The sequence below is a fragment of the Nocardioides massiliensis genome, assembly GCF_030811215.1.
In the GTDB taxonomy this organism is placed as follows: Bacteria; Actinomycetota; Actinomycetes; order Propionibacteriales; family Nocardioidaceae; genus Nocardioides_A; species Nocardioides_A massiliensis.
Map to the genome: position 1 here is coordinate 1301508 of NZ_JAUSQM010000001.1, position 15382 is coordinate 1316889.

Here is a 15382-nt window from a genome sequence, read left to right on the forward strand (position 1 = left end):
CTGACGATGACGAACGTCGAGCACGTGTCCGCACTGGACCTGCTCACCGGTGACGCCCAGGTCTTCCGCGAGAAGATCTGGGCGTCCCGCGTGCACCTGCACCAGGTCGACCCCGCGACCCTCGTCGGGAAGCTGTCGCTCGACGACGTCGACCACCTGCTGACCTCGACCGCGATGCGCACCCCGGCGATGCGGATGGCCAAGGACGGCCAGGTCCTGCCGGAGTCCCGCTACACCCGGGGCGCGACGCTCGCCGGCCGCCCGCTCACCGGGCTGGTCGATGCCCGCAAGGTCTTCGCGGAGCTCGACGATGGCGCCAGCGTGGTCCTGCAGGGGCTGCACCGCTACTGGCCGCCACTGCGCGACCTGGTGGCGCAGCTGGAGCTCGAGCTCGGCCACCCGTGCCAGGCCAACGCCTACCTCACCCCGCCGCACTCGCAGGGCTTCGCCGTCCACAGCGACAGCCACGACGTGATCGTCTTCCAGACCGCGGGTCGCAAGGTCTGGGAGGTCCACGAGGCGCCCGACGGCGACCCCGACGGCCCGCGTGAGGCACGCGAGGTGGTCCTCGAGCCGGGTGTCGCCATGTATCTGCCCACCGGCACCCCGCACGCCGCTCGTGCCCAGGACGAGCTGTCGCTCCACGTCACGATCGGCATCAACCAGCTCACCTGGAACGGTCTGGTCCGTCGCAGCGTCGCCCCGTTGCTGGACGCGATCGACGACGGGCATCTCCCGGCGGGCTTCGCCGATGACCCGGCTCTGCTGCGCGAGGGCCTCGCCCTGCGGCTCGAGCTCCTGGCCGACCAGCTTCGCGGACTCGACCCGGCCACGGTGGCCGAGGCCGAGGCGTCGCGGGTGCTGACCAGCCGGGTGCCCCATCTGCGCGGCGGGCTCACCGACCGGCTCGGCGCGCCGATCGAGGACGACACCGTGCTCGTCCGCCGGACCGGCCGTCCGTGCGTGCTGCGCGACAACCCGGACGCGGACGATCGCGTCGACCTGCTCCTCGGCGACCGTGTGGTGACGCTGCCGTCCTGGCTGCGTCCGGCGCTCGAGGCGATCCGCGGGGCCCAGCGGTTGCGGCCGGCGGACCTCGGCGAGCTCGACCCGCCGCTGGACCCGCAGAGCCGCGTGGTGCTGTGCCGACGGCTCGTGCGTGAAGGGTTGCTGACCCGAGCCGGTGCCTGACGTCCCGCTGCGGTGCGCCGCAGCCAGTCTGGAGCGCCGCGAGCCACTCGCCGGGACCGCGGCGAACTCGCGTGTCTTCCTCGCCATCGAGCACCCCGGGCCGTGGGGTGTCGACGCGCTGCGCGACGCCCGGATGCCACCCGGGCAGGACGAGTGGCGCGACCGGGTCCGCGCGGCGTGCGCCGCTGCGCGCGTGCGGCCCCTGCTCATCCGGCGACCTGCCGGCAGCCCGGCCGAGCCGAGCGGGGGCATCCGGGTGTACGCCGCCTTCGCCGACGCGCACGCACCCTGGATGGAGACCGCGGTGCTGGCGAGCTGGGAGGACGTGGCCGCACTCGACGTCGCGGCGCTGGGCGCGGGCCGCAGCCCGCGGCTGACCCCGACCGACGAGCTCGTCGCGCTCGTGTGCACCCACGGGCGCCACGACGTGTGCTGTGCGGAGCGCGGCCGCCCCGTGGCGGCGTCGCTCGCCCAGAGTCACCCGGAGCAGACCTGGGAGGTGTCGCACGTCGGCGGCGACCGGTACGCCGCGAACCTCGTCCTGCTGCCCCACGGCCTCTACCACGGTCGGGTCGACACCGTCTCCGCCGAGCAGGTCGTCGACCGCGCGGGCCGCGGGCTCCTCGTGCGCCCCCTGCTCCGTGGCCGCTCGGGCTGGCGCACCGGGGTGCAGGTCGCCGAGCTCGCGCTGCGCGACCACCTCGACGAGGACCGGGTCGACGCGCTGCGCGTGCTGCGCTGGCACCCGGACCCCGACGGCACCCCCGGCGGCGTCGCCCACCTGGCCCTGCGCGAGAACCCGGAGGCGGCGTACGCCGTGACCGTCACCCCGCGCCGCGGCCCCCGCGCGCGGCTCACCTGCGCCGCGACCGACGAGGGTGCGCCGTGGGTGTGGTCGAGCGCGGTCGCGCCGCTCTGAGGTACCTCAGAGTCCGGCCCGGCGCGGAGGAATAGGGCAGGCGTCCGATGTGGCGGGGTGCCTCAGGGCGCGAGCGTAGGAGCATGTACCCCGGCCATGACCTCGACCCCGCCCACCTGACCGCCTACCAACGCGAGCAGATCGCCCGCAGCTGGCGCCGCGAACGCGTCGTCGCCGCGTCGACCCAGCGCGCCCACGTCCGGCGCCGGACCCTGCTGCGGCTGACCACCGGCCGGCTCCTGGGCTGACACAATCCCTGCGTGAGGCATCCCCACGGCACCCTGGTCGGACGCGCGGCCGAGCTCGACGAGCTGACGCGCGCGGTCGGGCTGGCCGAGGAAGCCACCGGGTCCCGTGCACCCGCGGGCTCGGCGGTGCTGGTCGCCGGGGACGCGGGCGTCGGCAAGACGCGCGTCCTCGACGAGCTGTCCCGCCGGTGCGCCGCAGCCGGGTGGACGACGGTGACCGGGCACTGCGTCGACCTCGGCGACAGCGCCGTCCCCTACCTCGCCATCAGCGAGGTGCTCGGCCGGTTGAGTGCCGCCCGTCCGGTCGAGGTGGAGGCGCTGGTCGCCGACCACCCGGCGTTGGCGCGGTTGGCCGCCCGGCCGAGCGACGGACCCGCACTGGACCGCGCCGAGCTGGTGCACGCGGTGCACGCCCTGCTCGAGGCGCTCGGTGCGACGCAGCCGCTGCTGCTCGTGCTCGAGGACGCGCACTGGGCCGACGCGTCGACCCGGGAGCTCGTCGGGGTGCTGCTCAGCCGCGGGTTCTCGACCGCGGTGTCCGTCGTCGTCTCCTACCGCAGCGACGACCTGCACCGGCGTCACCCGCTGCGTCCGCACGCGGCGGCGTGGGCACGCACCCCCGGCGTACGCCGCCTCACCGTCGAGCCCATGGCCGACGCCGAGGTCCGCGAGCTCGTCCGGTCGCTCCACCCCGAGCCGCTGCCGCACGCGGCGGTCGAGACGATCGTGCGCCGGGCCGAGGGCAACGCGTTCTTCGTCGAGGAGCTGGTCGGGGCGGCGCGTTCGGCCGCGACGGCCACCGACGGGCTGCCCGAGGACCTGGCGGACCTGCTGCTCGTGCGGCTCGAGAGTCTGGGGGAGACCGCGCGCCGGGTGGTGCGGGTCGCCGCGGTCGCCGGCCAGGAGGTCTCCCACGAGCTGCTCGCCGCGACCACCGCCCTCGCTGCTGCGGACCTGGAGGACGCGCTGCGCGAGATCGTGGAGCGCCACGTGCTCGTGCCGACCGAGCACGGGTACGCCTTCCGCCACGCGCTGCTCGGCGAGGCCGTCTATGACGACCTGCTGCCCGGCGAGCGCGTCCGCCTGCACACGACGTACGCCGAGGTCCTTCAGGCCGGCACGGTGTCCGGGTCGGCGGCGCAGCTCGCGCTGCACGCCCGGGCCGCGCAGGACCCGGTCACGGCGGTGCGCGCCAGCGTCCGCGCGGGTCGCGACGCACTGGCGGTCGGCGGACCGGAGGAGGCGGCGCGGCACTTCGAGACCGCGCTCGAGCTCGCGGCCGACCCGCGGGTGCAGGCCGAGCTCGACGACCTCGACCGCTCCGACATCGGCGGTGCGGCCGCCAAAGCGCTGGTGTCCGCCGGACAGGTCGGCCGGGGCCGCCAGCTCCTGGAGGACGAGCTCGCCCGGGGTGCGGAGCTCTCCGACGTCGAGCTGGCCGACCTGCTGGCGACGCTCAGCTATGTCCACGGCATGGCCGACGCCGGAGACCCGCTCGCCCCCATCGAGGAGGCGCTCGGGCTGCTGGAGCGGGCCGGTAGCACCGACGAGGTCCGCCGCGCGCGCTACCTCGCCCGGTATGCCAAGGCGCTGCTCGTGCACGACCGCGAGACGGAAGCCGGCGCCGCGGCCGCGGAGGCGCTCGAGCTCGCGGCGGCCCACGATCTGCACTCGCTGGTCGCCGACGTGCGGGTCACGCTCGCCCGCATCGACACCGGCGACGACAGCTCGGACGCGATCGAGCGGCTCGAGGCCGCCGTCGAGCACGCGCAGCGCTCGGGCGGCCTCAACGCCGGGCTGCGGGCGCGCTACGTCCTGGGGTTCTTCCACTACCGCCGTCACGACCTGGAGTCGGCCCGCGCGGTCTGGCGGGAGGTGATGACGATCGCCGACCGCCGCGGTCAACCGTGGACGCCGTACGCCTTCGAGGCGCGGCTGATGAGTGCGCTCTCCGCCTACCAACAGGGGGCGTGGGACGACGCCGACGCCCTGCTCGACACCACCACCCGTCGCCCACCCGAGGAGCTCGTCGGCACCCTGCGCGCCCAGCGCCTGGCCGTCGTCGCCGCGCGCGGCGGTCCCGACGGGATCGCCACGGTCCGCGAGCTGCAGGCCGGCTGGGAGGCCGACGGACTGCGGGTGCTCACGGTGGCCGCGGCGGGGATCGACCTGTACGGCGACGCCGGCGACCTCGCCGCGGCGATCGACCTGCACGAGCGCGCCGTGAGCACCGTGGCCCGGTTGTGGCACCCGCTCTTCCAGGCGCAGGTGCGGCTGGGTGCGCTGCTCGTCGGGCAGCTCGCCACCGCCGTCGAGCGTGGCGGCACCACCGCCGAGCAGCGCGCGCAGCTGGTGGCGCGGGCCGAGGGGCTGGTCGCGCGCGCCGAGGAGATCGTGCGCGGGCGGGCAGCCGCCGACGACCCGTTAGGCGCCGAGGGGCAGGCCTGGGTCATGCGCCTGCACGCCGAGGTCGACCGGCTGCGGTGGCGAGCGGACCTCGACCCGCCGCCGGCTGAGGAGCTGGTCGAGCGCTGGCGGGCCTGCGTCGCCGGGTTCGAGGCCCACCCGCACGTCTTCGAGCGCGCCCGCAGCCAGGCCCGACTCGCCGCGGTGCTGCAGGCGACTGGAGTCACCGACGAGGCCGCCGGCGTCCTGGCCTCGGCACGGCAGGCCGCCGTACGGCTGGGGGCGGCGGTGTTGCTGGCCGAGCTCGACCGGTTGGGTGCGCGCCCGCCCGCGGAGACGGGTCGCCCGACTGTGCTCACGCCGCGCGAGCGGGAGATCCTGGCACTGGTCGCCCAGGGGCACAGCAACGGCCAGATCGGGCGGCAGCTGTTCATCAGCACCAAGACCGTCAGCGTCCACGTCTCCAACGTGCTGGCGAAGCTCGGAGCGGCCAGCCGCACCGAGGCCGCGGCGATCGCGCGGCGGCGTGGGTTGCTCTGACGTGACCTGCGTCGCACGGCGTCGTTAAGGAGGCCAAAGACCCAGGTCGACCCTGTCCGGACGGCCGTCCCCTGCGTCGGAGGCATCCGCATGTCCCAGTCCTCGTCCCTGCCTCGCCGTCGGGGGTTGCAGGTGGCCGTGCTGCTCGCCGCCGCGGCGCTCGTGCTCACCGCCTGCGGCCACCGCCTCGGCCCGGAGGAGATCCAGCGCGCCAACGCCGGGACGGGGGCCGTGACCGGGACCGCCGGCGGCTCCGCCGGCGCTGACGGCGTCCTCGACGCCGGGAGCGGCGGAGCCGACGACGGGGTGGTCGCGGCCGGCGACCCGGGCGCGCCGGCGGGGGACACCGGTGGGGCGACGTCCGGCTCGACTCGTGACGCCGGCGGGGGTGGGGGCGGTGCCGCCGCGCCCGGTGGCGGTGGCGGGAGCGGGGGTACGCCGTCGGGGAGCGGCGAGAACTCCGCGACCGGCGGCACGAAGGCAGGAGCGTGCGAGGGCTTCGCCAACCAGACCGGCATCACCGGCAGCACGATCCGGCTCGCCAACGTCTCCGACATCTCCGGCCCGATCCCGGGCCTGTTCCAGGCCACCCAGGACGCCACCCGTGCCTACGTCGCCTACTTCAACGCCAACAGCGACATCTGCGGCCGCAAGCTCGAGCTGGACACCCTTGACAGCCGGTCCGACACGGCGGCCGACCAGGCGGCGTACCAGCGTGCGTGCTCGTCGGCGTTCGCCGCGGTCGGGTCGATGTCGGCCTTCGACTCCGGCGGCGCCAAGGTCGCGCAGAACTGCAAGCTGCCCGACGTGCGCTCGTCGACGACCAGCCGGGAGCGCAACGCCTGCACGACCTGCCTGGGCGCGCAGACCGTCAACCCCGAGGTGGTCTCGCTGGCCGCGCTGAAGTGGTTCCAGCGCAAGGACCGCGCGTCCACGCAGAAGTCGGCGTGGATCCACATCCGCGCCGGGTCCGTGCCCGACATCCAGGCCGGCCGGCAGAAGGCGGCAGAGCGGATCGGCTTCAAGACGCTGTACTCCACCGGCATCGACCTCACCGAGTTCAACTACGCGCCGTTCGTGCAGCAGATGAAGTCCCGGGGCGTCGAGTACGTCGACTTCGTCGGGTCCTGGCAGCAGGCGGTGCGGCTCGCCCAGGCGATGAAGCAGCAGAGCTACAGCCCGAAGGTCGTGCACTACCTGCAGCCGATGTACACCCAGGACCTCATCGACAACGCCTCCGGAGCGGTCGAGAACGTCTACCTCTCGGTCAACCACCCGACCTACACCGACACCTCCGCCAAGGAGATGCAGCTCTACCTCGCGTGGCTGCAGCAGGTGAAGCCCGGCGCCCGCCCCACGACGTACGGCGTCTATGCCTGGTCTGCCGCTCGGCTCTTCGTCGAGACCAGCATCAAGCTCGGCGGCAAGCTCAACCGCGACACCCTCAACGCCGAGCTCAAGAAGGTCCGCAACTGGACCGCCAACGACCTGCACGCCGGGCAGAACCCCGGCACCAAGCGCACCGGTGAGTGCACCTCGATGATCCAGGTCAAGGGTGGCAAGTTCACCCGCGTCGCCCCCGCCAAGGGCTACCTCTGTGAGGGGCTGCTCGACGTCAAGCTGTGATCAGCGAGGGGGGCAGTTTCACCGCCCGACTAACGACACGCCCGCTCCGCGAACGAAACTGCCGCGTCCGGCGCCCGGTTTCGTTCGCGCAGTGGTGCTGGTGGGGTCGAAGGGACGACGAACGAGCCGGGGCCTGGCCCCGCGTACGCGACGCGCTCTCCGCCGGAATCGGTCAGGTCGACCAGCTGCACAGGTCTCACACGCCACAGGTGCACCACTCGTCGACCGAAACTGGGCGTCGGGGAGTTCAGTTTCGTACGACGAGCGGGCGTGTCGTGGCACGGGCGGTGAAACTGCCGGCCCTCACGCGAACGCGTCGCGGACCTGGGTCTCGGTGAGGCCGTAGTCGGCGAGGTCGTAGCGGTGGGAGGGGCGGCGCCCGCCCTGCTTGGACTCCTCGTCGATGGCGCGCACGGCCGCCTCCGCCTCGGGGATCCAGTCGAGGTCGAAGGCCTCGTAGATGCCGCGGACGGTGCCGACCGGGTCCTTGACGAAGGCCTGGTAGTCGACGTCGACGAACTGCGCGGCGTCGTACTTCTCGCGCGCCTGCCAGAACCGGTGGTAGGCCCGCGACCACATGTCTAGCTGGGTGCGGCCGATGGTCTCGCCGACGAACGTCGTGGAGTGACCGACGGTGGTCTCGGCCGACAGCGAGCACGACGACGCCACCGACGTGACCGGGTCGCGCTGGGTGTAGACGATCAGCGCATCGGGATAGACCGTCATCAGCGCGTCGAGGGCCGTGAGGTGCGAGGGGTTCTTGAGCACCCAGCGCTGGTCGGGGTCGTTGAGCCCGATCATCTGCAGGTTCTGCTTGTGCCGGGCGTAGGCGTCGGTCCAGTCCTGCTCGGCCAGCCACGCGGTATAGCGCGGCACGTTGGCCAGCGAGCCGTACGACTCCGACTTGCCGGTCTGTCGCAGCAGCCGCCAGCACTCCTCCACCGACGTGGCATCCATGTAGTGGATGCCCATGTATTCCGGGTTCTCCACGTGGTGGGCGGAGAACGCGGTCTGCATCGCGGAGAAGATCGGGTCGTCGTCCCACGTCTCGCGCGGTGGGCGCGGCTGGGGGAACTGCGTCAGCCACATCTCCAGGCCCTGGTGACGCGGGTCGGCGTGGAGGAGGCGGTGCAGTGCTGTGGTGCCGGTGCGGGGCAGACCCACGACGAAGATCGGGCGTTCGATCGCCACGTCGGCGTGCGTGGGGTGCTCGGTGAAGCGAGCCTGGGTGAGCAGACGCCCCACCAACGCGCTCTTGACCTCCGAGCGCTGGAAGTAGTTGCCCAGCGGTGTCAGGCCCGCCTCGGCGGAGGAGAGATCCTCCACCAGGATGCGCAGGCCCTCCTCGTGGGCGTCGCCCCCCATGTCGCTCCGCCCGGTCGTGCGCTCGGCGGCCGCGACGATGTCCTCGTAGGTCCCGACGTCCGGTCGCGTCCGGGCCATCACGTTGTCGCTCACGCGTGGAACTCCCCGCAGTCGACGTTGAGGAGCTGGCCGGTGACGGCCGAGGCGAGGTCGCTGGCCAGGAACAGCGCCGCGCGAGCGACCTCGCTCGGCGAGGCGAGCCGCTTGAGGTCGGTCGGGGCCGCCTTCTCGGCGTACACCTCGGCGTGGCTGGTGCCGGCCTCCGACGCCAGCCACTCGAAGTAGCCCTTGTTGACGTCCTCGTAGATGTACGACGGGGCGACGCTGTTGACGCGGATCCCGCGCGGACCGAGCTCCTCGGCCAGCGACTGGGCCAGGTGGTAGAGCGCGCCCTTCGACAGCTTGTAGCCGGCGTACTCCGGCTGTGAGCTGTGCACGACCGCGGAGTTGATCATCACGACCGAGCCCTTCGACGCCGCGAGCGCGTCGGCGAACAGCGCCGAGAGCCGCAGCGGAGCGAAGACGTTGGTCTCGTTGGCCGCGCGCAGCTTCTCGAGCGGGATCTGGGTGATCGGGTCCATCGGCGGGATGCCGAAGGCATTGTTGAGCAGGCAGTCGACGCGCCCGAACTCCTCCAGCGAGCGCTCGACGAGGGCCGCCTGCTGGGCCTCGTCGGTGATGTCGGTGGGGACGACCAGCGCCCGGCGGCCGTAGGACCGCACGACCTCGGCCATCTTCTCGAGTCGCTTCTCGGTGCGGCTGACCAGGACGAGGTCGGCGCCCATCTTGGCGGCCTCCTCGCCCAGCGCCCGGCCCAGGCCGGGGCCGACGCCGGACAGCACGAGCACCTTGCCCTCCAGCAGCGGCGCGGGGGTGTAGCGCTCCTCGATGGACTCGTCGTGCCAGGGGGTGTCGGTCAACTCAGCATCCTTCGGGCAACGGAGCGCTGGCGGGCGGCGATGCGCGCGGCGTACTCCTCGGCGGTGATGGGGGTGAAGTGCGGGAGGTGCTGCGCGACGTCCGCGACGGGGACCTTGACGACCTGCGGCCCGTCCTCGGGGCCGAGGTCGCGCTCGAGCCGCTGCCAGCGCAGCATCATCGCGCCGGTGGGGTGCCCGGTGGTCTCCAGCCAGTTGGCGATGCCGGGGCTCTGCTCGCTGACCACGAAGCGCATGACGCCGTCGGGGTCGGTCACCGCCTGCGCCTTGGTCAGCGAGGTCTGGTGGGTCTCGTAGTCGGTCGAGGCATACCAGTCCGACCCGATCTGGATCGCCTGGTAGGAGCAGTCGTCGCACCGCGGGACGCTGATGACGAGGGCCTCGTCGGGACCGAGCGCGTAGTGACCGATGGAGGACCGCTGCGACTCCAGCCCGCCGGGCGTGGACTGCGGCGGCGTGAGGGTGTTGACCTCCTCCTTGTATTGGAAGAAGTGGGGGAAGGCGAGCCAGGTCTGGATCGTCCCGGTCACCATCTTCGCCGCGACCTCGTACTTCTGCGCCAGCCTCCGCCGGGTGAGCGGCGCGGCCGGTCGCCCGACCGTGTCGACCCGCTCGATCCACAGCAGGCCGCGCTCCTCGGTCTCCCAGTCGTTGTAGACCTCGCGCACGATCAGCGTCTTCGCGCCCGGACCGGTGACGAACGTGTTGGGTGCGTCTGCCTCCGGTGTCCCCGCGGCCGACGCCGGCAGGAACCGGATCTCGAAGCTGCCGTCGGCCTCGCGACTGAACCCGCGGTCGTCGAACGCCGCCAGCGAGCCGGCGGGGGAGTCGGCGCTGTAGGTGCCGGCCATCACCTGGAACGACAGGTCGGCGGTGGTGCCGCGACGACCGCGTACGACGTACTCCGCGTCGTCGGTGATGTAGGCGTGGAAGTAGACCGCGTCGGGGTTGTCGAGACCCTGGCGCGAGAACTGGTGGGTGGAGTTGATGAAGATCGGCCGGTCGAGGTCGTGGTCGAAGGCCAGCTGCAGGCTCGCCCGGATCCGGCCCGACAGGTAGTCGTAGCCCTCCAGCAGGTCCTGCTCGGTCTGGACGTGCGGCGCGGCGCGGATCAGCTCCTCCGCCTCGCGGATCGCGGCCTGCAACGGTGCGGTCAGGTCACCGTCGACGGCTGCCTGGGCGGCGGCGCGGGCGGCGTCGTCGTACGTCGGGGCGGCCACGTCAGCGGACCTTCGCGATGATGTCGTCGGCGAACCGGCGCAGGTGATCGAGCTTCGGCTGCAGGGGCTCGGGGTCGGGTCCCTTGATGTAGGGCATCCGGAACCCGACGATCGCGTCGGTCACGCCCTTGTCCTCCAGCCGCTTGACCCCGTCGACGGAGTAGGCATCGAAGGAGATCACGTGGATCTCGAAGGGCTTGTCGCTCAGGCCCTCGGCCTTGCGGATCTCGGCGATCCGGTCGAGCAGGCGGTCCAGCTCCTCGGGGTCGCCGCCGGCGTGCATCCAGCCGTCGCCCTTGACGACGGCGCGCTTGAGTGCGGCGTCGCTGTGGCCGCCGATGAGGATCGGGATCGGCTCGCTCGGCGCGGGGGTCTGCTTCATCGCCTCGACGGTGTAGAAGTCGCCGTCGTAGGAGAACCACTCACCCGAGGTGAGCCCCCGGACGATGTCGATGCACTCGTCCATCCGCTTGCCGCGACGCTCCCACGGCACGCCGAGCGCCGCGAAGTCCTCGGGCCACGGGGAGAGCCCGACGCCGAGGCCGAGCCGGTTGTCGGAGAGGAAGGCGACCGACGCCGCCTGCTTCGCCACCAGGACCGGGGGCCGGATGGGGAGCTTGAGCACGAACGGGGTGAAGCGCAGCGTGCTCGTCACCGCGGCGAGGTGCGTGCACAGCACCATCGTCTCGATGAACTCCTTGTCCTCGAGGAACTCCCGGTCGCCGGTGTCGGTGTAGGGGTACTTCGAGTCCGACTCCTTCGGGTAGATCAGGCTGTCGGCGACCGACATCGAGGTGTAGCCCGCCTCCTCGGCAGCCTGGGCGAGCGGCGCGTAGAACGCGGCCTGGGTCATCGCCTCCACGTAGGTGAAGCGCATCGGACCTCCGAAAGTCAGGGGACCGCGCTCCGGACCGGAGCGCAGGAATCCCTGCGAAATATAGAACGTGTTTCATTTCTCTGCCAGGGTTCTGGCATGGACGTCCAGGAGATCACCGATCGCCTCGAGATCGAGGCGGCCCTGCACCGCTACACCCGCGCCATCGACTTCGGCGAGTGGGACCTGCTCGACACCGTCTTCACGCCCGACGCGGCGATCGACTACACCGAGTCCGGCGGCATCGCCGACGCGTTCGGGGTCGTGAAGCCGTGGTTGGCCGAGAACCTGCCGCTCTTCCCCCGCCGCCAGCACATCCTGGGCCAGGTGGTCATCGACGCCGGCGCCCCGAGTGTCCGGGCCGGTGCCGACCGCGCCCGGGTCACGGCGTACTTCGTCAACCCGATGGTGCTGGTGCAGCCCGACGGCAGCGAGCTGCTGTGGGAGTTCGGCGGCTTCTACCACCACGAGATGGCGCGCACCGCCGACGGCTGGCGGTCGGAGAAGCTGCACGAGGAGATCGCCTGGAAGCGCGGCGTCTGACCTTCACGTTGTCGAGACCCATTTGGGTAGCCCGCGCCCAAGGGAGACAATGGTGCCTTCGACGGCGTGAAGGGGGAGCGGGTGGCGCAGCAGGAGCACCCGGACGAGCAGGAGTGGTGGCGCCCCGTCGCGTCCGGTCTCGGCGCGCTGGTCGCCGTCAGCCTGGCGATCGGTCTGGTCGTCGGCCTGGTCGCGCTCGGCGCGACGCGCATCCTGGGTGGCGGTGACGACGTCGCGGCCACGACCGCCGATGCCCCGCGGCGCGAGCTCCCCGAGGTCGAGATCAGCGGCGAGGATCGCCCCGACCTCCACCTGCGCCCGAGCCCGCGCACGCCGGACGGTGAGGACGAGACCGAAGGCGCCGACGACGAGGCCACCGACGACGTCGATGAGGCGGAGGACGAGGAAGACGCGGACGCCGAGCCGGAGATCATCTTGTCGGCGAGCCCCACGCAGGTCAGCGCGATGGGCCGCATCGACCTCACCGGCGTCTATCCCGGTGCCGAGGGCGTGACGGTCGAGGTGCAGCGCCGCGTGGACGGGCGCTGGGAGAGTTTCAGCGGCGTCACGGCGAACGTCTCCGGCGGCACCTTCTCCACCTGGGTGCAGACCGGTCGCACCGGACCGAACCGGTTCCGCGTGTACGACGCGAGCGCGGACCTCGCGTCGAAGCCGGTCACCGTCGTCGTCGGCTGAGCACGGCGCCCTGATTTGGGTACTGTGCACCCGGCTCGGGCCAACGGGGGCTGAGCCGTCGAACAGGGGGACCCTCCATGCGTCAGCACGCCACCTCGTCCGGCAAGCGTTCGCGCACCGCACTCGCCGGGCTCGCCGCGGTCCTGATCGGCGGTGCCACCGCCTTCGCCGGGGTCGCTGCACCCGCCCAGGCCAGCCCGACGGCGGCTGAGGGCGCCGGCTCGCTGCTGGTCATCCTCGACGTGTCCGGCTCGATGGCGCGCCAGGACGGGACCGGCACCACCTTGATGCAGGGCGCCCGCCAGGCCGTCCGCGCGCTCGTCGACGCCGTGCCCGAGGAGACGCCCGTGGGCCTGCGGCTCTACGGCTCCGACTACCCCGGCAACAACGAGCGGCAGGGTTGCACCGACACCCGACTGGCCGTGCCGATCGGCGCCGCCGGCTCCAACGCCGCCAAGGTGACCCAGGCGATGCAGGGGCTCAAGCCCACCGGGTTCACCCCGATCGGCACCGCCCTGAAGCAGGCCGCCGGCGACTTCGGCCCCGAGGGCGAGCGCACGATCGTCCTGGTCTCCGACGGCGAGGACACCTGCGGCAACCCCGACCCCTGCCAGGCTGCGCGGCAGCTGAAGCGCCAGGGCATCGACGTGCGCATCGACACGGTCGGGCTCTTCCTCGAGGGCAACCGCGCCGCCCAGCGCCAGCTGTCGTGCATCGCCGACGCGACCGGCGGCTCCTTCGTCACCGCAGACGACGCGGCCGAGCTGACCTCGGAGCTGACCGCGGCCTCGACGCGTGCCGCGCGCCGCTACGAGACCTCCGGCACCCCGATCGAGGGGGGCACCGCGCAGACCACCGCCGTCGACATCGAGCCCGGCACGACGTACTCCGACGACATCACCAAGGGCGAGGCGCGGTGGTACCGCTTCGAGGTCGAGGAGGGGCAGACCGTCCGGGTGGCGCTCACCGAGGACGGTTCCGTGGACTACGGGTGCTGTGTGTTCCTCAGGCTCGTCGACCCCTCCGGCAACCGGGTCACCTCGCAGAACACCTACAACCGGTCGGGTGTCGCGAAGACCATCAACATCGCGTCGTACGACGGCGGCGTCCGTGACTCCGGTGTCCACTACGTCAGCGTCACGATGACCGCCGACGACATCAACGGCGCGCTCCCCTACGACTTCACCGTCGAGGTCTCCGGCGAGCCGACGGCAGAGGAGCCGAGCGAGTCGCCCACCCCCACCCCGACGGCCGAGCCCACCGAGGAGCCGACCGAGCCCGTGACCGAGGCCGCTGGCAGCGACGACGGCTCAGGCGTCCCGGGCTGGCTGTACGCCGTCCTCGCGGTGCTGGCGATCGCGGTGCTCGCGCTCGGCGGATTGGTCGTGATGTTGCTGCGCCGCGGCCAGGGCGGCACCTCCACCCCCTGACGCGAGCCACGGCCGACTGAACCCTGCCGAAGTGCTGAACGAACAACGGCTTCGGGACGCCCGCCACGCGGGAGCCAGTCAGTGCATCACCCGTTTGCTCAGCAGTTCGGCCGGGGCTAGCGCGATTCGCTGGCGCACTCCCCCAAGCAGAAGCGGGCGCGGCGATTGTGTCGCCGCGCCCGCCTGCCCCACCCGCTCGCGGGGCTCTTGAACCGCGGCGGGGGGAGCAGCTCCTAGGCAAAACCGCGGGCACGGCGAATTCCACCGGTTCGCGCGTTTCCGAACGACTCCGAACAGGTCCCGAACGGGCGAACCGGACAAAAGCCCCAGTTCTGTCATCCGGCTTCCTTCGTCGCGTTCGCTCTTTACCCTGGCTCGATGTCCCTCCAGCCGTCGGCGGCGAGCGGGTTCGACCGGATCGCGGCCGATCTCGCCGCCCTGCGCACGCGGGCGGGCGAGCCGTCGTACGCCGAGATCGTGCGGCGGGTCACCGAGCTGCGGGTGGCGCGGGGGGAGCCCGTCGAGCGCGCCCGGCCGGCGCGGACGACCGTCTATGAGCTCTTCCGGCCCGGGCGCAGCCGCATGGACGGCCGGCTCGTGGCCGACGTCGCGTTGGCGCTGGGCGCTGACCCGCAGCAGGCGGACGCCTGGGTGGAGCGGTGCCGGCGGGCGCGGGCCGCCACCGAGAGCGCGGAGCCATCCGCACTCCCTGGCGCCGACGCGGTCGATCCAGAGTCGTCCCCCGAGGCCGTTGGGTCGGAGGATCTGGAGGCCGCGCGCGGCGGTGTCGGGCGGCGACTGCTGGCGACCGTCCTGCTCGGCAGCCTCCTCATCAACGTGCTCGGGCGCGGCGTCGCCTACGGGCTCGACCTGCACCTGCACCTCGACATGATCGGCACGGCGCTGGCCGCGATCGCGCTGGGGCCGTGGTGGGGCGCGTTGGTGGGTGTGCTGTCCAACATCTCCGGGGCCGCGATCAGCGGGACGAGCTCGCTGCCGTTCGCCCTCGTCAACGTCGCCGGTGCACTCGCCTGGGGGTACGGCGTACGCCGGTTCGGGTGGGGGCGGTCGCTGTCGCGCTTCTTCGCGCTGTGCCTGGCGACCGCGGTGCTGTGCTCGCTGGTCGCCACGCCGATCCTGGTGCTGGTCCTCGACGGGGGGACCGGTTATCGCGAGCTCTTCCACCTCGAGGGCTTCGCCGGGGCGCTCGACAACGCGTTCGCCGCCGCCTTCGCCGACAACGTGGTCATCTCGGCCGCCGACAAGCTGGTCAGCGGGTTCGTCGCGCTGGCGATGGTCGATGCCGGAGCCCGATGGTGGGGCTCGCCGCTGCGTGAACCCGCGGGTGAAGAGCGCCACAAAACCTGAGTTGAAGCCACTCAACTT

The 15382-nt window shown here is 72.5% G+C and carries 13 protein-coding genes; 9 read left to right on the top strand and 4 right to left on the bottom strand.

Going from position 1 to position 15382, the window contains the following annotated elements; all coding sequences use genetic code 11:
• Window positions 1-6 precede the first annotated feature (6 nt).
• From J2S59_RS06565 to J2S59_RS06585, 5 genes are all read left to right on the top strand, one after another.
• Window positions 7-1191: a cupin domain-containing protein gene (locus J2S59_RS06565; RefSeq protein WP_306824937.1), complete on the top strand. Its 1185-nt coding sequence runs from the start codon at window positions 7-9 to the stop codon at window positions 1189-1191.
• A complete protein-coding gene (locus J2S59_RS06570; protein WP_068120271.1) occupies window positions 1184-2110 on the top strand; it encodes a ferredoxin family protein in 927 nt (308 codons plus the stop codon). Before J2S59_RS06565 ends, J2S59_RS06570 begins: the two co-directional genes overlap by 8 nt.
• An 83-nt stretch (window positions 2111-2193) precedes the next feature.
• Complete coding sequence (locus tag J2S59_RS06575; protein ID WP_181641869.1) at window positions 2194-2358, top strand: hypothetical protein; 165 nt, start codon at window positions 2194-2196, stop codon at window positions 2356-2358.
• A gap of 12 nt (window positions 2359-2370) precedes the next feature.
• On the top strand, window positions 2371-5304 hold the full coding sequence (locus J2S59_RS06580; RefSeq protein WP_306824938.1) for a helix-turn-helix transcriptional regulator: 2934 nt from the start codon (window positions 2371-2373) through the stop codon (window positions 5302-5304).
• Window positions 5305-5394: 90 nt separating this feature from the next.
• Window positions 5395-6930, top strand: coding sequence for an ABC transporter substrate-binding protein (locus J2S59_RS06585; RefSeq protein ID WP_306824939.1), 1536 nt, complete (start codon window positions 5395-5397; stop codon window positions 6928-6930).
• Window positions 6931-7233: 303 nt separating this feature from the next.
• On the opposite strand, the gene J2S59_RS06590 is transcribed toward J2S59_RS06585, so the two are convergent.
• The 4 genes from J2S59_RS06590 to J2S59_RS06605 are packed head-to-tail and all read right to left on the bottom strand — an operon-like array spanning window position 7234 to window position 11330.
• Window positions 7234-8388, bottom strand: a complete 1155-nt coding sequence (locus J2S59_RS06590) for a sulfotransferase family protein (RefSeq protein ID WP_246360160.1) — start codon at window positions 8386-8388, stop codon at window positions 7234-7236.
• Window positions 8385-9215: an SDR family oxidoreductase gene (locus tag J2S59_RS06595; RefSeq protein WP_220138330.1), complete on the bottom strand. Its 831-nt coding sequence runs from the start codon at window positions 9213-9215 to the stop codon at window positions 8385-8387. The genes J2S59_RS06590 and J2S59_RS06595 overlap by 4 nt, the downstream gene beginning before the upstream one ends.
• Window positions 9212-10453: a hypothetical protein gene (locus J2S59_RS06600; protein WP_306824940.1), complete on the bottom strand. Its 1242-nt coding sequence runs from the start codon at window positions 10451-10453 to the stop codon at window positions 9212-9214. Before J2S59_RS06600 ends, J2S59_RS06595 begins: the two co-directional genes overlap by 4 nt.
• Window position 10454: 1 nt before the next feature.
• Window positions 10455-11330, bottom strand: coding sequence for a TIGR03619 family F420-dependent LLM class oxidoreductase (locus J2S59_RS06605; protein ID WP_068120447.1), 876 nt, complete (start codon window positions 11328-11330; stop codon window positions 10455-10457).
• Window positions 11331-11426: 96 nt separating this feature from the next.
• On the opposite strand from J2S59_RS06605, the gene J2S59_RS06610 reads away from it, so the two are divergent.
• From J2S59_RS06610 to J2S59_RS06625, 4 genes are all read left to right on the top strand, one after another.
• Complete coding sequence (locus J2S59_RS06610; RefSeq protein ID WP_068120444.1) at window positions 11427-11870, top strand: nuclear transport factor 2 family protein; 444 nt, start codon at window positions 11427-11429, stop codon at window positions 11868-11870.
• An 81-nt stretch (window positions 11871-11951) separates the two neighbouring features.
• Entirely contained in the window at window positions 11952-12566 is a 615-nt protein-coding gene (locus tag J2S59_RS06615) for a hypothetical protein (RefSeq protein WP_306824941.1), read from the top strand.
• A gap of 77 nt (window positions 12567-12643) precedes the next feature.
• Window positions 12644-13996 carry a vWA domain-containing protein gene (locus tag J2S59_RS06620; RefSeq protein WP_068120440.1) on the top strand — a complete coding sequence of 451 codons (1353 nt, stop codon included), beginning with the start codon at window positions 12644-12646 and terminating at the stop codon, window positions 13994-13996.
• A 378-nt stretch (window positions 13997-14374) separates the two neighbouring features.
• Window positions 14375-15364: an ECF transporter S component gene (locus J2S59_RS06625; RefSeq protein ID WP_306824942.1), complete on the top strand. Its 990-nt coding sequence runs from the start codon at window positions 14375-14377 to the stop codon at window positions 15362-15364.
• Window positions 15365-15382: the final 18 nt, after the last annotated feature.

Coding starts and splice junctions, on each gene's coding strand:
- J2S59_RS06565 (WP_306824937.1), top strand. CDS start 7: ATGACGAACGTCGAGCACGTGTCCGCACTGGACCTGCTCACCGGTGAC.
- J2S59_RS06575 (WP_181641869.1), top strand. CDS start 2,194: ATGTACCCCGGCCATGACCTCGACCCCGCCCACCTGACCGCCTACCAA.
- J2S59_RS06585 (WP_306824939.1), top strand. CDS start 5,395: ATGTCCCAGTCCTCGTCCCTGCCTCGCCGTCGGGGGTTGCAGGTGGCC.
- J2S59_RS06605 (WP_068120447.1), bottom strand. CDS start 11,330: ATGCGCTTCACCTACGTGGAGGCGATGACCCAGGCCGCGTTCTACGCG.
- J2S59_RS06610 (WP_068120444.1), top strand. CDS start 11,427: ATGGACGTCCAGGAGATCACCGATCGCCTCGAGATCGAGGCGGCCCTG.
- J2S59_RS06620 (WP_068120440.1), top strand. CDS start 12,644: ATGCGTCAGCACGCCACCTCGTCCGGCAAGCGTTCGCGCACCGCACTC.
- J2S59_RS06625 (WP_306824942.1), top strand. CDS start 14,375: ATGTCCCTCCAGCCGTCGGCGGCGAGCGGGTTCGACCGGATCGCGGCC.